This is a genomic window from Halomicrobium katesii DSM 19301 (assembly GCF_000379085.1).
Classification (GTDB): Archaea; Halobacteriota; Halobacteria; order Halobacteriales; family Haloarculaceae; genus Halomicrobium; species Halomicrobium katesii.
The window spans coordinates 1,898,259-1,915,689 of the sequence record NZ_KB905378.1; the positions used below are offsets into that span (position 1 = coordinate 1,898,259).

19 protein-coding genes are annotated in these 17,431 nt (G+C 68.4%); 8 read left to right on the forward strand and 11 right to left on the reverse strand.

Annotation, left to right across the window (positions count from 1 at the left end):
- Positions 1-45: 45 nt before the first annotated feature.
- Positions 46-2,244: a PAS domain-containing protein gene (locus HALKA_RS0110090; protein WP_018257871.1), complete on the reverse strand. Its 2,199-nt coding sequence runs from the start codon at positions 2,242-2,244 to the stop codon at positions 46-48.
- Positions 2,245-2,407: 163 nt separating this feature from the next.
- Here HALKA_RS0110090 and HALKA_RS0110095 point away from each other — a divergent pair, with 163 nt between their 5' ends.
- Both HALKA_RS0110095 and HALKA_RS19480 read left to right on the forward strand, forming a co-directional pair.
- The gene (locus HALKA_RS0110095; protein WP_018257872.1) at positions 2,408-4,831 is read left to right on the forward strand and encodes an ATP-dependent DNA helicase; all 2,424 of its coding nucleotides are present in this window, start codon (positions 2,408-2,410) and stop codon (positions 4,829-4,831) included.
- 43 nt (positions 4,832-4,874) lie between these two features.
- On the forward strand, positions 4,875-5,261 hold the full coding sequence (locus HALKA_RS19480) for a DUF6653 family protein (protein WP_245545385.1): 387 nt from the start codon (positions 4,875-4,877) through the stop codon (positions 5,259-5,261).
- Between the two features lie 80 nt (positions 5,262-5,341).
- Here HALKA_RS19480 and HALKA_RS0110105 read toward each other — a convergent pair whose 3' ends face one another.
- Positions 5,342-5,926, reverse strand: coding sequence for a hypothetical protein (locus tag HALKA_RS0110105; protein WP_018257873.1), 585 nt, complete (start codon positions 5,924-5,926; stop codon positions 5,342-5,344).
- Entirely contained in the window at positions 5,923-6,627 is a 705-nt protein-coding gene (locus HALKA_RS0110110) for a DsbA family protein (protein ID WP_018257874.1), read from the reverse strand. Before HALKA_RS0110110 ends, HALKA_RS0110105 begins: the two co-directional genes overlap by 4 nt.
- Before the next feature lie 131 nt (positions 6,628-6,758).
- Here HALKA_RS0110110 and HALKA_RS21385 point away from each other — a divergent pair, with 131 nt between their 5' ends.
- Together HALKA_RS21385 and HALKA_RS0110115 are read left to right on the forward strand one after the other, a co-directional pair.
- Complete coding sequence (locus HALKA_RS21385; protein WP_015763918.1) at positions 6,759-6,914, forward strand: DUF7563 family protein; 156 nt, start codon at positions 6,759-6,761, stop codon at positions 6,912-6,914.
- Positions 6,915-7,023: 109 nt separating this feature from the next.
- Positions 7,024-8,055, forward strand: coding sequence for an ArsA family ATPase (locus HALKA_RS0110115; protein ID WP_018257875.1), 1,032 nt, complete (start codon positions 7,024-7,026; stop codon positions 8,053-8,055).
- Between the two features lie 54 nt (positions 8,056-8,109).
- On the opposite strand, the gene HALKA_RS0110120 is transcribed toward HALKA_RS0110115, so the two are convergent.
- From HALKA_RS0110120 to HALKA_RS0110140, 5 genes are read right to left on the reverse strand one after another with little or no spacing between them, the layout of a single operon-like run.
- Positions 8,110-8,739, reverse strand: coding sequence for a DJ-1/PfpI family protein (locus tag HALKA_RS0110120; protein ID WP_018257876.1), 630 nt, complete (start codon positions 8,737-8,739; stop codon positions 8,110-8,112).
- A gap of 40 nt (positions 8,740-8,779) precedes the next feature.
- Positions 8,780-9,598 (reverse strand): SDR family oxidoreductase, encoded by an 819-nt coding sequence (locus tag HALKA_RS0110125; protein WP_018257877.1) that lies wholly within the window; start codon positions 9,596-9,598, stop codon positions 8,780-8,782.
- Between the two features lie 37 nt (positions 9,599-9,635).
- On the reverse strand, positions 9,636-9,926 hold the full coding sequence (locus HALKA_RS0110130) for a hypothetical protein (RefSeq protein WP_018257878.1): 291 nt from the start codon (positions 9,924-9,926) through the stop codon (positions 9,636-9,638).
- Positions 9,927-9,979: 53 nt separating this feature from the next.
- Entirely contained in the window at positions 9,980-10,798 is an 819-nt protein-coding gene (locus tag HALKA_RS0110135) for an endonuclease V (protein WP_018257879.1), read from the reverse strand.
- Positions 10,798-11,754, reverse strand: a complete 957-nt coding sequence (locus HALKA_RS0110140) for a rhomboid family intramembrane serine protease (RefSeq protein WP_018257880.1) — start codon at positions 11,752-11,754, stop codon at positions 10,798-10,800. The genes HALKA_RS0110135 and HALKA_RS0110140 overlap by 1 nt, the downstream gene beginning before the upstream one ends.
- A gap of 101 nt (positions 11,755-11,855) precedes the next feature.
- Here HALKA_RS0110140 and mobA point away from each other — a divergent pair, with 101 nt between their 5' ends.
- Positions 11,856-12,461 (forward strand): molybdenum cofactor guanylyltransferase, encoded by a 606-nt coding sequence (mobA, locus tag HALKA_RS0110145; protein WP_018257881.1) that lies wholly within the window; start codon positions 11,856-11,858, stop codon positions 12,459-12,461.
- 48 nt (positions 12,462-12,509) lie between these two features.
- Complete coding sequence (locus HALKA_RS0110150; RefSeq protein ID WP_018257882.1) at positions 12,510-13,673, forward strand: M24 family metallopeptidase; 1,164 nt, start codon at positions 12,510-12,512, stop codon at positions 13,671-13,673.
- 218 nt (positions 13,674-13,891) lie between these two features.
- Here the strand turns inward: HALKA_RS0110150 and HALKA_RS0110155 are convergent, their stop codons facing one another.
- Together HALKA_RS0110155 and HALKA_RS21390 are read right to left on the reverse strand one after the other, a co-directional pair.
- Positions 13,892-15,016 carry a pyridoxal phosphate-dependent aminotransferase gene (locus HALKA_RS0110155; RefSeq protein WP_018257883.1) on the reverse strand — a complete coding sequence of 375 codons (1,125 nt, stop codon included), beginning with the start codon at positions 15,014-15,016 and terminating at the stop codon, positions 13,892-13,894.
- 47 nt (positions 15,017-15,063) lie between these two features.
- Positions 15,064-15,210 carry a hypothetical protein gene (locus HALKA_RS21390; RefSeq protein WP_018257884.1) on the reverse strand — a complete coding sequence of 49 codons (147 nt, stop codon included), beginning with the start codon at positions 15,208-15,210 and terminating at the stop codon, positions 15,064-15,066.
- A gap of 116 nt (positions 15,211-15,326) precedes the next feature.
- On the opposite strand from HALKA_RS21390, the gene HALKA_RS0110165 reads away from it, so the two are divergent.
- Both HALKA_RS0110165 and HALKA_RS0110170 read left to right on the forward strand, forming a co-directional pair.
- Entirely contained in the window at positions 15,327-15,842 is a 516-nt protein-coding gene (locus HALKA_RS0110165) for a CinA family protein (protein WP_018257885.1), read from the forward strand.
- Between the two features lie 87 nt (positions 15,843-15,929).
- Complete coding sequence (locus tag HALKA_RS0110170) at positions 15,930-16,424, forward strand: metal-dependent hydrolase (RefSeq protein WP_018257886.1); 495 nt, start codon at positions 15,930-15,932, stop codon at positions 16,422-16,424.
- On the opposite strand, the gene HALKA_RS0110175 is transcribed toward HALKA_RS0110170, so the two are convergent.
- Entirely contained in the window at positions 16,421-17,155 is a 735-nt protein-coding gene (locus HALKA_RS0110175; RefSeq protein ID WP_026190262.1) for a PHP-associated domain-containing protein, read from the reverse strand. The two genes, HALKA_RS0110170 and HALKA_RS0110175, sit on opposite strands and share 4 nt — an antisense overlap.
- Positions 17,156-17,431 lie beyond the last annotated feature (276 nt).

Consider the following 17,431-nt stretch of genomic DNA (forward strand, 5'->3'; position numbering starts at 1 on the left):
CCGATTGTACTTAGTGTTGCTGAATCAATCCGAACGGCGTCCGTATCAGTCGGGGCCGCTCTCGGCGTCGCCGTCCAGCTCGATCCTCACGGTCGTCCGGCCGTCGGTGTGGTCGAAGCCCAGCGCCCCACCGGAGCGCTCGACGATCCAGTTGACCAGCCACAGGCCCAGTCCGCTCCCGTGTTCCAGTGGCGTCTCGGATTCCTGGTTCAGTGCCTTGCGCTCACACTCCGGCAGACCGGGTCCGCCGTCGACCACCGACAGCGAGACGCCGTCCCGGTCGCGTTCGACCTCGACGCGGGCATCACACGTCGCCAGCGCCTCGCCGTGCTCGACGGCGTTGTCCACGAGGTTCTCGACGGCGACGACCAGGTTCGGGTGGGCACGCACCGACAGTGACGACGACCCGTCGGTCTCGATGACCGCGTCGGGGTGCTCGTCTCGGACGGCCGTGACGGCGCGGTCGACGACCTGCTCGACGCACTGGGTCGTCCGGACCGCCTCGCTGTCGAGCACCGACTCGATCGCTCTGGCCTTCCTCGCGGTCTCTTCGAGTCGCCTGCCCCGTTCCAGTACCGTGCCGGCCAGCTCTCGGCTCGGCCCGTCCAGTTCCTCCATCACGACCTCGGTGTTGCCCATGATGATCGACAGCTCCGAGCGGAGGTTGTGTCGCAACACGCGAGCGAAGACCTGTCGCAGGAGATCCAGCTCCTCGCGGCGACGCTCGCGTTCGGTGATGTCCCGGAGCGTGCCGACCGAGCCGACGAACGCCCCGTCGTCTTCGATCACGCCGACGGTCACCTCGTAGAGGCGCTGGGTCCCGTTGGCGTCGGCCAGCCAGCTCTCGAAGCTCTCGAAGGTCCGGCTCTCGTCCCCGAGAATCGACTTGAGCGCCCTGTCGCCGCGCTCGCCGCCGGCCTCCGGGAGCAGTTCGTTGATCCGCTCGCCGACGACGGCGTCTTTCTCTCGGCCGAAGAACGACGCCATCGGTTCGTTGAGCAGTTCGATCCGGCCCTCGTCGTCGAGGACGTACATCGGATCACCGGCGCTCTCGACGAGCGTCTGGTACTGTTCCAGTGCCCGCTCGCGCTCCTTGCGTTCCGTGATGTCCCGGACGACACCCATCAGCCCGGCGTAACTCCCGTCTTCGGACGGCAACAGCGTGTAGTGGATCGACACCTCCAGACGGTTGCCTTCCCGGTCGAGGAAGGTCATGTCGACGGTGGCGCTCTCCTCGTCGGTGCGTTCGAGGTGGCGCAGCGTCTGCTGGCCCTTCTCTAGCTCGCCCTCCGCCAGCGTCTTCGAGGCGTGCCGGCCGATGATCTCGGTCCGCTCGTAGCCCAGCATCTCGGCGAACGACTCGTTGCAGAAGTCGATCACGCCGTTCTCGTCCAGCGTGTAGAGCCCGTCCTGTGCCTGCTCGACCAGCAGGTCCAGCAGCTCCAGTCGCGCCTCGCGCTGTACCTGTGGAGTCACGTCGCGAAACACTTCGAGGCGCAGCGAGCCGACGCTGTCTGGCAGCTCGTGTGCAGAGTGGCTGAAGTGGCGTGTCTCGTCGTCTGCCGGCACTTCCACGACGGTCTCGCTCGTCGCGTCGACCCCTCGCTGGGCTCTGGTCACGGTCCGTATGGCGCTCGGTCTGTCCCCCAGCAGCGCCACGAGTCGCTCGTAGAAGCCACCCGAGTCCGCCGCGGCGTCGACGGGGAAGACCGTCTCGAACGGATCGCTGGCCCAGCAGATCGTCCCGTCGGGCTCGACGAGGAACTGGTGACCCTCGCAGGCGGCGTCGTCGTCGACCCGCGCGAGCGCCTGCGCCAGGGCGTACTCGCTCTTCTCCTCTCGCTCGCTGACGAGCCCGACGATCTTCTCGATCAGGAACGGCGCGGTGTCGTCCGGATCGCCCCTGTCGACCAGCGTGTCGACGACTGCGAGCAGTTCGTCGGACACGTTCGCCGGGTCCGTCTCAGTGTAGAGGACGACGGGTAACGCCTCGATCTGGCGCACCTGTTCGTGGGTGTGCTCGCTCAGCGAGCCGTCGATCACGACGCAGTCGATGGTCCTGGCGTCTGCGACTGTCCGGATCCGTCGACGGTCGGTCGTCCACGCGACCGAGATCGGGGCGTCGACGTCCTTGGCCGCTTCGCTGATCGCCCCGGACGACGATCTGTCCCCGATACACAGCACGTCGATCCGTCCGTCGAGCGTTTCCCCACTCTCGCTTCGCGTCGACCGCTCGTTCCCCATTCTTTCTGTCACCCTCGCATCCCTAAGTACTACGGTAGCGTCTTTGCAACAGTATAAAGATTCGTGTACTACTGGAAATCTGTCACACGAACGAAACCGACAGGTCCTCCTCGGCGCGGGGAGATCCGGACGTTCAAACGGAGGGACGACGAAGGCCGATGTGATGGGTGACTCGGCGGTCGACGAACGTGGCTGGGAGGAGTACTTCGCGTTCGACGAGCCGTACGCGAACCAGGGCGACGCCATCGAGCGCGCGATCGAGGCCGGCGAGGCGCGGGGATACCTCGCGATGGAGGGCCCCTGTGGCACCGGCAAGACGATGGCGGCCCTGACAGCCGGCGCACAGCTGCTCGACGCCGGCCACTACGAGCGGATCGTCGTCGTGACGCCGGTCAAGCAGCAACTCCAGCAGTTCGTCACGGACCTCCGCGCGATGAACGCCGGACTGGACGAGCCACTGAACGGCATCTCACTGGTCGGCAAGCGCGACCTCTGTCCGTACGGCCGCGAAGATATCTTTCCCGAGGGTAGCTCCGTCCACGACCGCTGTGAAGACCTGCGAGAGAACACGGCACGGCTCGTCGAGGCCGAGGGCGACGGCACAGACCACGCGCCGGCCAGCGCCGCCGTCGAGGCGGAACTCGGCGACGACGAGCAGTGGTGGGACCCACAGATCGCCAGCGACCTCGCGGCGGCGGCCCGCCCGGACGCCCGCGACCAGCAGCGCTTGGGCGAGGGGACGCTGGGGACCGCCGGTGCCGACTCCCCGTATCGACCGAGCCAGCCCGCTGCCCCGGAATCGATCGCCGACGGCGACGATCCGCCGCTGTACTGTCCGTTCGAGGCCGACTGGTACGCCCGCAACACCGGCTCGCCGATCGACTTCGGCGTCGGGGAACACGGCGTCGTCACGGCCGAGGAGTACCTCCCCGCGTCGGTGGAGTACGGCACCTGTCCACACCGCGCGATGAGCGTCCTGCTGGAGGCTGCCGACGTGGTGATCGGCAACTACAACCACCTGTTCGACCCACAGACCCGTCCGCTCCTCGCCCCGATCCTCGACGAGGACACGTTCGTGGTCGTCGACGAGGCCCACCGGCTCGAAGAGCGCGTCCGCGACCTCCTCTCGGATCGCGTCGGGAGACAGACGCTCACACAGGCCAGAAACGACCTCAACTTCCTGCTCCAGCGGGCTCGCCAGACCGACGACCACCGACAGCAAGTCGAGGAGGTGCTCGCCGCACGCGAGGTCCCGCTGGCGGCCGTCGAGCGGGCCCAGCAGCTCTACGACGACGTACTCGACTGGCTCGACGACCGGGTTCGGACCTACCTCGACGGCGAGTTCGAGCGGTGGCGCACCGACCCCGACAAGCTCCCCCAGCGCGACCACGAGATCCCGCTGCGAGACCCGGAGACCGTCGAACCGGACGCCCTGACCGAGTGGACCGAACGCGAGGGGTACGACGGCGGCCTGTGGCGCTCGCTCCCGAAGATCGGCGCGGCGGTCGAGGAGGCCATCGACACGCTCGGCCTCTCGCGGACCCCGGTCTGTGCCGCCGTCGGGACGATCGCGGGCCAGTGGTGGGAACGCGACCACGCCGGCTTCCTCAGAGAGATCGAACTCGAACACGCACCCGCCGACGAGCGCCACGTCGACGCCGACTACGAGGTCGCGTACACCGCCGGGCTCCTGTGTTACAACTGCATGCCATCGACGGCGCTTCGCAACGTCTTCGACGACCTGGGCGGGGGCGTCCTGATGAGTGCGACGCTCGAACCGCTGGACGTGTTCCAGCACGTCTCCGGGCTCTCATTTCTCCGCGACGGCGGCCCGGACCGGGACCCTCGCTTCGTCACGGCCGCGACCTACGGACTGACGTTTCCCGCGGACAATCGCGCGTCGTATCTCGTGGACTGTCGCCCCTTCACGGCCCGCAACCGCGGCGATCCCGAGACGATGCGACCGCTGGGCGAGGGCTGGAACCCGACCCGCGACGAGTACGCCCACGCCCTCCGATCGCTGGCGCGCTCGCCCGGCAACGTCCTCGTGGCGATGCCGAACTACCGGGAGGCCGCGTGGGCCGGCGCGTACCTCGACGACGCCGTCGACAAGCCGGTCCTCGTCGACGAGTCGTCCAGCAACGACGCGACGAACCGCCTCAAGCAACGCTTCTACGACGGGCCGGGCAAGGTGCTCGTCACCAGCGCACGGGGCACGCTCACCGAGGGCGTCGACTACGACGGCGAGAAGCTCTCGACCTGCGCGGTCGTCGGCATCCCGCTGGTCAACATCGGCTCGCCGCGGGTCCGGGGGGTCAAGCGGGCCTACGGCGACGCCTTCGGCGACGACGTGGCCTTCGAGTACGCCCTGACCGTGCCCGCGGTCCGGCGCGCCCGCCAGGCCATCGGGCGGGTGATCCGCGGGGCCGAGGAGGTCGGCGTCCGGGCGTTCGTCGGCCGGCGCTACTGTCCCGAGGCACGCCACTCCGTCTACGAGTTCCTGCCGGAGAACGAACGCGCGGAGTTCACGCAGTTGACCCCGGAGTTCCTGGCCGACCAGCTCGATCGGTTCTGGGAGCAGGCGTAGCCGCGGGCGAACGGCTTTGTCCTGTCGGCGAGAGGTGGTCGCCATGAGCGATTCGTGTGCGGACCGGCTGGAGGCCGCGTTCTGGCGTCGCCACGCGAACCCCAAGAGCGGCTGGTCGCGCGTTCCCACTGGCCCCGTGATCGTCTACGCGATCTACCGGCGCGACTGGCGGCTGCTCGCGGCGGCGCTGGTCTGGACGGCCGTCAACCCGATCCTGTTCTCGCCGCCCGAGACCGACGACGCCTGGATGACCCGTGCGGTCCTCGCCGAACGGTGGTGGATCGACGACGAGCAGCGCTCGACGATCGGGCTGGACTACCCGAACGTCTGCAACGCCGTCGGTGCCTCGGCGTTCGGGTACGCGCTGTACGCCGCTGGCAACGCCGCGCGCGCGGTGCCGCGGCCGCGACGGCGCTGGGCGTCGCGCTGAAGCTCTGGTGGCTGCGCGTGCTGGTAGCGCGTTACGACGCGCGAGCCCGGCGGAGCTGACGCGGCGATCCCCAAACTACCTCAGATGTCGATCGGACAGCCGTTGATTTGCCCGCCGCGCATCCCGTCGGCCAGCCAGTACGTCGACAGGACGACGACGGCGAGGGCCAGCACGGCGAATTCGAGCCCGTCGAGCGGGAGCCAGAGCAGCGATGTCGAGACGCCGACCAGCGACAACAGCCCCAGCAAAATCGCCGAGCCACAGGCCGCACAGCCCGCCCCGAGCGCGCCCAACACCGCCCCGAGGACGCTCGTTCCGCCCTGCTGGAGCGAGAGGCCGTGTTCTCGGAAGTGGTAGGCCACCATCGCGACGTTGACGCCCAGCGTGGCCGCGACGACCACGAGCAGGCCGCCCTGCAGCGGCGTGAAGGCGGTGCCGACGAAGGGATAGAGGCTCGCGAGAAGCTCGACTTTCGACCCCGTGGAGATGGGCAGCGAGAGCGTGTCGACGGCGAGCGAGACGTTCAGCGACAGCGAGAAGGCGGTGAGTCCCGCCACCGCGGCCACGGCAGCGACCGCGGCGTAGGCCGGGATCGTCACGACGAGCCGGGCGGTGCGTCCCATCAGTCGCCAGTCGGCTCGACGCGTCGGTAGCGAGACCATCATCCCAGAAGGACGTTCTCGAAGACCGTGAAGTCCTGGGCTCCGCTGACCGTCGTCTGGTACTCGCCGTCTCGGAACAGGTAGAACGTCGGCGTCCCCGACGTACCAGCGGCCTGTCCGGCGTCGTAGTCGGTCTGGACCGCCTCGGCGGCGGCGTCTTCGCTCACCGCTGTGACGACCGCCGATCCGTCCACGTCGGTCGCGTCGTCGAGGTACGAGCGGGTGCGATCGAGGACGTTGTCCGTCGAGAACTGCCCCTGCTGGTCGAAGTAGTGTGCCTTCAGGTCCCAGACGGCCGCCGGGTCGCGAGCGAACGTCGCCTCTAGCGCCCGCGTCGCCGGGCCGCCCCACTCGTAGACGACGGGATACCCCCGGAAGACGTAGGCCACGTCGCCCGGCGCGAGCAGTTCGGACTCGATCTGCGGAAACGTGTTCCGGTTGAACCGCCGGCAGGTCGGACAGGAAGGGTCCTCGAAGGCGACGATGACGCCCTGCCGGCCCCGGTCACCGAGCGTCGGCTGGTCGTTGATCCCCGTCGCCGACGGGTGATCGAAGTCCACGTCGCTGCTCCCGCTGGTCATCAGCTCCCGGTCGGTCGGAGTGGCGTCGGCGTCAGTGTTGGCGTCACCGCCGACACAGCCCGCCGTCCCGGCCACCAGCCCGGCGGTCCCACCGAGTAGCCGCCGTCGCGTCAGATCGTCCATGGACGGGCGTCGGAGCCGTGGCCTATATCTCTTGGCCGGACGTCCGCTCGGCGCGCACACGGCCTGGCGACTGCCGGCAACAGTGTGGCGATGCGGAAAACATATATGCAATCGTGTGAGTGAAATAATAGATGCCCGAGTGCCAGAACTGCGGCGAGTTCGTAACAGAGCAGTACGTTCGGGTCTTCACGCCCGAAGGACACGACGGGCCACGGGTCTGCCCCTACTGCGAGGACAAGCTTCGTGACGGCGCAGACGTGCGCGAAGCACGCTCCTCTCGGCAGTAGCCCGGTCCGTTTTTCGGCGCGACGGTCCCCGCAAGTGGCAGCCGTCGTCCGATCGTTCGCGTAACCGGCCAGTCGACAGTCTCAAGGACGGAACGGCGTACCTCCACGTATGAGCGAACTCGACGTCGAGACGGTCGAAGAGATCGACGCGCCGACCGGTGTCGACGCGCCGGACTACGTCCTCTACGGCGGCAAGGGCGGCGTCGGCAAGACTACCTGTGCCGCGGCAACGGCGCTTGCGAGCGCCCGCGACGGCACGGCGACGCTGGTCGTCTCGACCGACCCGGCACACTCCCTGTCAGACACGCTCGGGACCGAGATCCCCGCCGAGCCCGCGCGGATCCGCGAGGATCTCCCGCTGTACGCCGCCGAGATCGATCCGGAGGCCGCCGTCGGGGAGGGACCGCTGGGGATGGACGGCGACCTCGGCGGTCTCGAACAGCTGCTGGGCGGCGAGGACGCGAACCCGCTCGCGGGATCGATGCCGGGCTCGGACGAGGCCGCGGCCATGCGACTGCTCTTGCAGTACATGGACGACGACCGCTTCGAGCGCGTGGTCGTCGACACCGCACCGACCGGCCACACGCTCCGCCTGCTGGAGCTGCCCGAGGCGATGGACTCGATGCTCGGAAAGCTGCTGACGCTCAAAGATCGCATGTCGAGCATGCTTGAGGGGCTCGGCGGGATGTTCGGCGACGACGCGGACCGAGAGGAGATGGAGCGCGACCTCCAGGCGATGCGCGAGCAGATCGAACAGCTCCGGGCGGTCCTGCGCGACCCCGAGAAGACCGACTTCCGGGTCGTGATGGTGCCCGAGGAGCTCTCGGTGATGGAGTCCGAGCGGCTGCTGGACCGGCTGGAGGCCTTCGGTATCCCGGCCGGAACCCTCGTCGTCAACCGCGTGTTGCAGGACCTCGACAGCGTCGTCGACGCGGAACTACCGGGCGACTACGTCGGTCCGAACCACGACGACTGCGAGTTCTGTGCCCGTCGGTGGTCCGTCCAACAGGACGCGCTGGCCCGCTCTCAGGACCTCTTCCGGGGGCACGAGGTCCGGCGCGTGCCGCTGCTGGCCGAGGAGGTCCAGGGCGAGGAGCTGCTGGAAGTCGTCGCGGCCTGCCTGGACTATAGTAGCCATTGAAAATCAATGCACACCCGATCGCACGACGGCAGTGCGATCGGTGTGTAAATCGTTTCAATTGTTACTATCGGCGCTCTCGCTCCGGTAGATGTCGTCCGAACGGTCGTATTCGAGCGTCGTTCGCACGCGTTCGGCGACGCCCGTGCTCCACTCCCGTTCGACGAGCCACAGCGCGAGATCGATGCCGGCGGTGACGCCGCCGGCAGTGAGCACGTCGCCGTCGTCGACGACGCGCGCGTCGACGACCGTCGCGTCCGTGGCGGCGAGGTCCGACAGCGCGCTGGCGTGGGTCACTGCCGGGCGGCCGTCGAGGAGTCCGGCGCGGGCGAGTACCATCGCACCGGTACAGACTGCGGCGACCGTCGAGCCGGCGGCGTGACAGTCCGCGACGAGGTCCGGGACGACGCCGCGTTCGACGGCCGCTCTGACGCCCCCGTCGGTCCCGCTGGCCCAGCGTCCGCCCGGCACGAGCAGGTAGTTGGGCGGCTCCTCGGCGTCGAGCGTGCCGTGTGGCACGATCTCGGTTCCCTTGCTCGCGGTCACGCTCTCGGTCGGCGTCGCGGTCACGAGCGCCACGTCGGCGAGGGCTCCGTCGCTCTCTGTCGCTCTCGCCAGCACGTCGTACGGGCCGACGGCGTCGAGCGATTCGACCCCGTCGAACAGGAGGACGGCAGCGTCGGGCATACCGACACGACGTGCCCGAGTCGCAAAAACGCCGGGCCGATCAGACGAGCTTTCGCAGGACGGCGACCGCCAGGTCCCGCCAGCGACCCGGGAGGTGGCTGGCGAGGGTGGCGACGCGAGCGAACTGGCCGACGGGGTATCGCGGCCGTGGATCGGTGGTCACGGCGGCGTCACGGATCGCGTGTGCGACCGCGTCGGGCGAGACCGACACCGCGTTCTCGCTGACCAGCGCGGTGTCCTCGTAGAGCTCGTAGAGCCACCCGTACGCGCCCGAGGCTTCCGTGTCGGCCATCGCCTCGCCCGCCCGGTCGGCGAAGTTCGTCTCCACGGGACCGGGCTCGACCAGGACCACGTCGACGCCGAAGTCGGCGACCTCGGCTCGCAGCGAGTCGCTCATCGCTTCGAGGGCGAACTTCGAACCGGCGTAGGCTCCGGCCCCCGGCGTCGCGATCCGGCCGTTGACGCTGGAGACGTTGACGATCGTGCCGTCCTCTCGGTCCCGCATGTGAGGCAGGACCGCCCGCGTGAGTCGGTGAGGGCCGTAGACGTTCACGTCGAACTGCTCGTGGAGCTGTGCCGTCGTCACGTCTTCGAGGGGACCGTACTGGCCGTAGCCCGCGTTGTTGACCAGACAGTCGATGCGTCCCTCGGCCCCGACGACCGTCTCGACGACCCGCTCGCACTCGCGGGCGTTCGTCACGTCGAGTTCGGCCGTCTTCGCACCCGAGTCGGCGAGACCGGCCATGTCGGCCTCGTTCCGGGCCGTCGCCCACACCTGCCAGTCGTCCGCGAGAAACGCCTCGGCCGTCGCCCGCCCGATGCCAGAGGAGGCACCCGTTATCAGCGCCGTCTTCGTCATGTCGGCAGCCTCGCTCCCCTGATAGTTAACCTTCCCGTCACCGGCCGGCCGATCCGTCGGTCGCCGCCGACTCGCGTTCCTCGTGGAACTGGAGCGCCCGGACGATCACGTACATGAGGAGAACAGCCCCACCGACCACGAGGACGAACTGACCGACGAGAAAGAACAGTACGCTGAGTTCCGGACCCACCAACAGTCCGAGCACGAATGCAGGCAGCGAGACTGCGGCGAACAGGAGCATCAGGTTGGCGATGGGGACCACTTCGGTGACGATCCGATCGTAGTCGAGGCCGCCGTCGGCGGCGAGAAACACTGGTTGGAGGGACACGCTCGGCCCTTCACCAGACCGGTACATTAGTCACGTGGATTCGGTGAAGACTGTCAGGTTCGCCGCTCCCGAACTGCGGCCTTCGCCTCGTCGGCGTCGCTGTCGGCCAGCCGCGTCGGCTCCGGGAGCTTGTAGCCGGCCGTGGTCGCGAGGACGATCTCCGGGACCGTCGCGGCCCCGACGCGGTGGCCGGGGCTGACGTACAGCGGATTGACGTGGCGCTTGGGCGAGTCGTACTGTCGGGTCTGGACGGCGTGGCCGATCAGCGCCCCCGGCGTGGCGGTCTCGACGCTGTCGTCGGCCTCGATTTCCACGGTCGTTCCGACCGAGAGTTTCCCGTCGAGCGACTCCCGGGGCTCCCCACAGAGGAGGCTCTTGGCGACGCCGATCGCGGGCACGTCGAACAGGACGCCGACGTGGGTCGCCAGCCCGGCTTCCCGGAAGTGGATGCGGCCGCTGCCGTCGACGACCAGCAGGTCCGGCGTCCGTCGTAGCTTCCCGAGCGCTGCGAGGATCGCCCCGCCCTCGCGAAAGGAGAGCAGCCCCGGAATGTAGGGGATTTCCGTCTCGACGGCGGCGTGGACGCGTTCGACGACCTCGTCGCCGCGGCTGACGACGACCGCCGAGACTGCCACGTCGTCGACGAAGGCCTGGTCGACGCCCGCGACCAGCGGCTGCGCTGGCGCGCTGTCAGACCCGTCCCCGACATCCTCGCCTGGTCTGTGCTGCTCGGGGTCGGACCGGAGCGCAGCCGGATCGACGCCGAGGTCGTCCGCGAACGTCGCCTCGGCGGCGATCTCGCGCTGGAGCGACTCCATCTCGCCGCGCGAGAGCGCCGGATCGGGGACGAACTCGGGTCGAGCGGGCTCCATCAGAACCGACCGCGGCCGGGACCGCCCGGTCCGCCGGGACCGCCGGGCCCGCGACCGCCGCCGCCGAACTGCAACTGGTCGGGCGTTCGCCGCTGGCCTTTGACCTGACTGCCGTACCACAGCCCGATCACGAGGCCGACGAGGTGGGCCATGTCGGCGACGTTGCCGCCGGTGAAGCCGCCGCCGACGCCGAGGATGCCGGCGACGCTGACGACGACGTAGAAGCCGGTGATCGCCCAGATCGGCACCGGAATCAGGAAGTAGAGGTAGACCCGGAGGCCGGGGTTGAGGACCGTCAGGACGCCCATGATCGCCAGCCCGGCACCGCTGGCACCCAGAACGCCGGCACCGAGGCCGGGCTGGTAACCGAGGAAGACGAGCAGGTGTGAGAGGCCGATCTGTCCGAGACCGGCCAGCGCACCGGAGACGAGAAACAGGATCGTGAACTTCTTCGATCCGACGTAGTCCTCGACGATCCGGCCGAAGAAGAAGATCACGATGCTGTTCAGCGCGATGTGGCCGAGGCTCAGCGGCGCGTGAGAGAACACGGAGGTGAACCAGGTCCAGACGTACTCTGGGTGCTGGGGCTGGAGTGTGAAGATCGCGCTCCAGGTCGGCCCGCCGATCGGGATGCCCACGAGGACCACCAGATGCTGCAAGAGGAACGTGACCCACATCAGGCCCAGCATGGTGTAGGTCGCGTTCCCGCGGAAGTACCCGAGGATGCTGCCCGGTCCGGTGTCGACCGAGAGCCGGTCGCCGAGTCCGCCGCCTCCGCCGTCGTCGACACTGTCGTCGAATCCGCTGTCGAACACGCCGTCGGGGTCACCCCAGTCGTCCAGCCCCGGACAGTCGTGTGCCTCCGGCAGCCGGTGCTCCGAGCAGTAGGTCCCCCCGCAGTGGTGACACCGGTACGGCATGTTCTCGGTCTTGCCACACGCGTCGCACTTCGACATTGGCGATTGCTTGGGCTGGCCGGTGCAAAGGGGTTGTGCTTGTGTGACTGGACGCGACCGTGCGGCCAACGCTCTTTAGGACTCGCCGCGAACGGCCAGCTATGCAGAGTGGCGTCGTCGTCGCTGGCGGGCGCTCGACGCGCTTTGGCGACGGAGACAAGGCGCTGGCCGACCTCGCGGGGACACCGATGGTTCGACGGGTCGCTGATCGGCTCGCGCCGGTCGTCGACGAGCTGGTGGTCAACTGCCGCGCGGACCAGCGTCGGGACGTGGCGGCGGCCCTCGACGGCCTCGACGTGCCGGTCTCGTTCGCGCTGGATCCCGTCCCGGATCGCGGCCCGCTGGCCGGGATCGAGACGGGACTCGACGCGGTCGCGGGAGAGTACGCCGCCGTCGTCGCCTGCGATATGCCGTTCGTCGAGCCCGCTCTGGTCGCACACCTCTTCGAACGGGCGGCGGGCCACGACGGTGCCGTCCCACAGCCCGACGAGTGGCTCCAGACGACACAGGCGGTCTATCACGCCGACGCGATGGCCGACGCCTGCCGGCGGGCGCTCGACGACGGCCAGCGTCGCGTGGCCGTCACACTGGACGCGCTCGACGTCGCAGTGATCGACCGCGACGAGATCGAACGCCACGCGACGATGGCGACCTTCGAGAACCTCAACACGCGCGAGGCGTTCGAAGCCGCGCGGGACCGCCTCTGAGAGTGCCGGCGGCGGTGGCTTTTTTCTGGCCGGGCTCTTGGAGCGAGTATGTCGACAACACTTCCGGCGAGCGAGTTCCGCGACCGCCTCGCTGCCGTCCGCGACCGGCTGGCGGCGGCCGACGCCGACGGTGCCGTCTGGTTCGACGCGACGAGCATCGAGTATCTGACCGGCTTTCACCACATCCAGACCGAGCGCCCGGTCGCGCTGGTCGTCACCGACGGGCGCGTCGAGATCACCGTGCCCCGACTCGAAGTCGAGCGCGTCGAGCCCAACCCCCGGATCGACGCCGTCCACAGCTACTTCGACTACCCCGGCGGCGAGCCGATCGCGACGGTCGCCGAGGCGATCGCGGAACTCGGCGTCGAGACGGTCCTTACAGACAGCGACGGCGCGCCGGGCGTGATGGGCTACGAGGGGCCGGCGCTGAGCGAGTTCCTCGACGTGACCGAACACGACGGCTGGGTGGCCGAGATGCGCGAGGCAAAGAGCGACGCCGAAGTCGCCCTCATCGAGGAGTCCGCGCGGTGGGCGAACCTCGGGCACCGCCACCTCGCAGATCTCACCGAGCCGGGGGCGCATCCGGCGACGGTCAGCCAGCGGGCGTCGCTGCAGGCGTCACGGGCCATGCTGGACACGCTCGGCTCCGAGTACGCCGTCCGGACCAGGGCCGACGGCCCGGTCCACGCCGGCTACATCAGCGGCTCGGAGACGGCGCTCCCGCACGGCCACACGCCCAACGAGCGGCTCGCGACCGGAGACGTGCTCGTCACGGGCGCGACGGCCAACGTCGACGGCTACTACGCCGAACTCGAACGGACGATGTTCGTCGGCGAAGTCGGCGACGAGCAGGCCCACTACTTCGAACTGATGGTCGAAGCCCAGGACGTGGCCTTCGAGGCGATGGGGCCCGGCGTCCCGGTCAGCCACGTCGATCAGGCGGTGTGGGACTACTTCGAGGAGCAGGGCGTCGCCGACCTCGCGCGCCACCACGTGGGTCACAACATCGGGATGGACGGTCACGAACCGCCCTACATCGATCGGGGCAACGACGCCGAGATGCGGCCGGGCCACGTCTACACGATCGAGCCGGGCCTCTACACCGACGAGGCCGGCTACCGCCACTCGGACACCGTCTCGATCACGGCAGACGGGATCGAGCGACTCACCTACTACCCGCGGGACCTCGAATCGAACGTCGTCAGGGAGTGATACTACCGGCTGTACGTCTGTGAGGAATTTCGCGACTCCGTATCGCGAATCTCTTGCAACAGTTACAGCCGGCAGTATAAGACGGACCGTCGTCGTTGCGCACCACGGGGAAGACGCCCGTCGGAACAGTCCGACGAGGAGGGCGACGACGCCGCGTCCGGTGACGGTGCCGTCGCTACTCGACGCTCACGGTCCGTGTGTCAGACGCTGACTGTCGGTCAGCTATCGGGAAAAAACGCTGCGAGTCGGTCGGCCGCCTCGTCGACGCGGGGTGTCATCAGCGCGAAGCGGAACCACTCGCTGCGCGAGTCGCCAAAGGCCTGGCCGGGCATGCCCGCGACGCCGGCCTCGTCGATCAGTTCGTAGGCATGATCGAAGCTTCCGTCGTAGTCCTCGAAGCGGGCCATCACGTAGAACCCCCCCTCGGGGCGGTCGTACTCCGCTCCGGCAGCTTCCAGTGTCTCACAGAACGTGTCGATCCGCTCGCGGAGCCGCTCTCGGATGTCGGCGTAGTACTTGGGACCCGTCGTCTTGAGCGCCCGCAGGACGGCGTACTGTGCCGGGCGCGAGCCGGTGACGTTCGTGAGCATGTGTCGCGTTCGCGCTCGTTCGAGCAGGTCTCCGGTCGACCCGTCCTCCGGCGGGAAGATGGCGTACCCGACCCGCAGGCCGGTAATCGCCATCGCCTTCGAGAAGGAGTTGGTGGCGACGACGTTGGGTGAGTCGATCTCGACGGCCGAACTGAATCGGCCGGTGTAGTCGAAGTGGTCGTACACCTCGTCCGAGACCAGCAGGGCGTCGTTCACTTCGGCGATCTCGACGAGCCGTTCCATCACGTCGGCGTCGTACACCGCACCAGTCGGGTTGTTGGGCGTGTTGACGACGATCACCGCCGTCTCCTCGCTGGCCCGTTCTCGGACGCGCTCGGGATCGAGGCGGCCTCGCTCTTCGACCGGGACGAACCCGACATCGGCGTCGAGGAAGTGCGCTCGCCCGGCGTAGTAGGGGAAGACCGGATCGGTCAAGAGGATCTCGTTGCCGCCGAACCGTTCGAGACCGCCGAACACTGCGAGATGGTTGGCTTCGCCTGCTCCGTTGGTGACGATGACGCGGTCCCCGTCGACACCGCGCCGGGCGGCGATGTGCTCGCGTAGCTCCGGGAGCCCGTCGCTGGGCAGGTACTGGAAGTCGTCGGCCGGGAAGTCGGCGTACTCCCGCAGGCCGTCGCGAACGCCCGCTGGCGGGTCCCAGTCCGGGCTTCCGGACACCATGTCGATCACGTCTCGATCGGCGCGCCGCGCGTACTGGACCACCCGGAAGAACCGGGGCGTTTGATAGTCCATGATCGACAGTGTACGTCGACTCCCCTTTCTCTTTCTGTCTGCGGTCGTCACGTCTGGCGGACCAGGAGGACGGCGACGCCGACCACGAGCAGGGCGATCCCCCAGAAGAGGTCGCTGCCGGGGAGAAAGCCGAGGACGAGCGTGACGAGTCCGGAAGTGAGAAGCGACCAGCCGATCGTCGTTCTATAGGACATGTGAACAGTATGTCTCGACAGCAGATAAGTCGTCGGTCCGGCCGTCAGGCCTGACCGCTCGGTCAAGCCGACGCCGGTGTGGAACCATTATCCGACAGTCTGGCCAACGTGTGCGTATGCCAGACGACACTGACGGCGGGATCGAGGCCCGCGTCGGCGAGACACTGCGCGAGACCGACGCGACCGTCGCCGTCGCGGAGTCCTGCACCGGCGGCCTGATCGGCTCGCTGCTGACCGACGTACCGGGGTCGAGTGACTACTTCGATCGCTCGGTCGTCACGTACTCCTACGACGCCAAGCGGGACCTGCTGGCGGTCGACCGCGAGGTCCTCGACGGGGCCGGCGCGGTCAGCGAGCCGGTCGCCCGCCAGATGGCTCGCGGCGTCAGAGACACCGCCGACACGACGTGGGGCGTCGCGACCACCGGCGTCGCCGGTCCATCGGGCGGGACCGAGGAGACGCCGGTCGGTACCGCCTACGTCGGCGTCGCCTACGCCGCACCGTGGGGGACCGGCGACTCGTCGACGTCGGTCGAGCGCTACGAGTTCGACGGCGACCGCGAGACGGTCAAACACGAGATCGCCAGACAGGCCCTCTCGGATCTCAGGGACGCGGTCCAGAGACGAGGCTGACGGCCTCGTCCACGCCGATCGGCACCGACGCGGGACGCCGGTGGAAATCGCCGACCATTATACCGGTCGCCAGCTAGCCACCACTGCATGAACAAACGCGGGCACGTGTTGAACGCGGCCCTGTTGAGTATCGGACTCGGGTACGTCCTCGAACCCTCCGGCGACGTGGAGACGTTCGTCACGATCGCCGAGGTGTCCGTGCCGATCGTCCTCGGCGCGCTCTTTCCCGACGTGGACACCGCCTTCGGCCGCCACCGCAAGACGCTGCACAACCTCCCGGTGCTCGCGGTCTTCCTCGCGTACCCGATCTACTTCTCGAACCTCCAGTGGGTCGGGCTCGGCGTTTTGACTCACTACGCGCTGGACTACTTCGGCTCTCGGCGGGGGATCGCGCTGTTCTATCCGCTGTCGGACCAGGAGTACGGATCGCCCACCGGCGTCACCACCTCCAGCGACCGCGCCGAGATCGTCACCGTCGTGGTGACCGTCTTCGAAGTCATCGTCGCGCTCGTCCTCGTCCACGTCCTCCCGCAGTACGTACCGACCGGGGCGATGCAGATCGTCGGCCTGGCAGCCGCTTAGTACACCTTCACGTCGTCGAACCGACCGCCGTAGGCGACGTGGTTCGGGTGGGTCGGCTCCGTCCCCTGCAACAGGAGGCGATCGACTTTCGACCAGCTGTTCTCGTAGCCGAGGTGGCAAAACTCCAGGCCACAGCGGAGCCGATGCCCGAGCCCGTCTCGATGGAACACCCGTCTGGGAGCACCCTCGCGCAGCGCCCCGACGAGAGCGTCGGCGTCGTCGATCTCGCGGTCGAAGGCCACCCAGGCCTCGCCGACGGTGCCCCTGACGTGGGCGTACGACGACGTGAACGGCTCGATGCCGAAGTCACTCGCCAGGGCCTTCGCCCGGCGGTTGTGGTGGGGCCAGTGTTTCGGGTTGTACACCTCGACGGCGTCGATCCGGTCGCGGTGTGCCCTGATCTCCTCGCGCGTGAGACTGACGTTGAGAAAGCCGGGATGGGGAACGAGCGCGGCGGCATCCTGACGCTTCAGTTCGTCCATCGTCCCCTCTAGCGTGAGAAAGTCGGGCACTGGATCGGAGAGCCCGACGGCGAGGACGTGGCGGCGCTGTTGCCAGCTGCCGGTGAACAGCTCTCTGGCCGGGACGACAGTCAGCTCGTCGTCGGAGTACCGCGCCGCTCGGGATTCGATCTCGGGGAGTCGTGTGAAATGCGGTGCGTAGACGAGTGCGTCCAGTCCGCGCGCTTTCGCCCGCCCGACGACGCGTTCGTCGAGCACTTTCACGTGCATGTCCACCCGACAAGCGGTCTCCGTCACACCACAACGTACCGTGGTCCCGTAATTAGTGATTGCGCTCTCGGTCGTCGGCGGTGTTCAGAGAAGCGACCGCGCTGGCTGAGTTGCAGACACCGAAAGCCCTCGCGTCGCTCGACCGCTCCGGGGCTCGCTGCGCGCGCTCACTCCGTTCGCGTGCTTGTTCCGGGAGAGCACGCTCTTCCGAGCCCGCGGCGCAAGCGCCGCGGACGCCGCTCGCCCTTTCCGTGCCTGAATGACCCTACTCTCTCT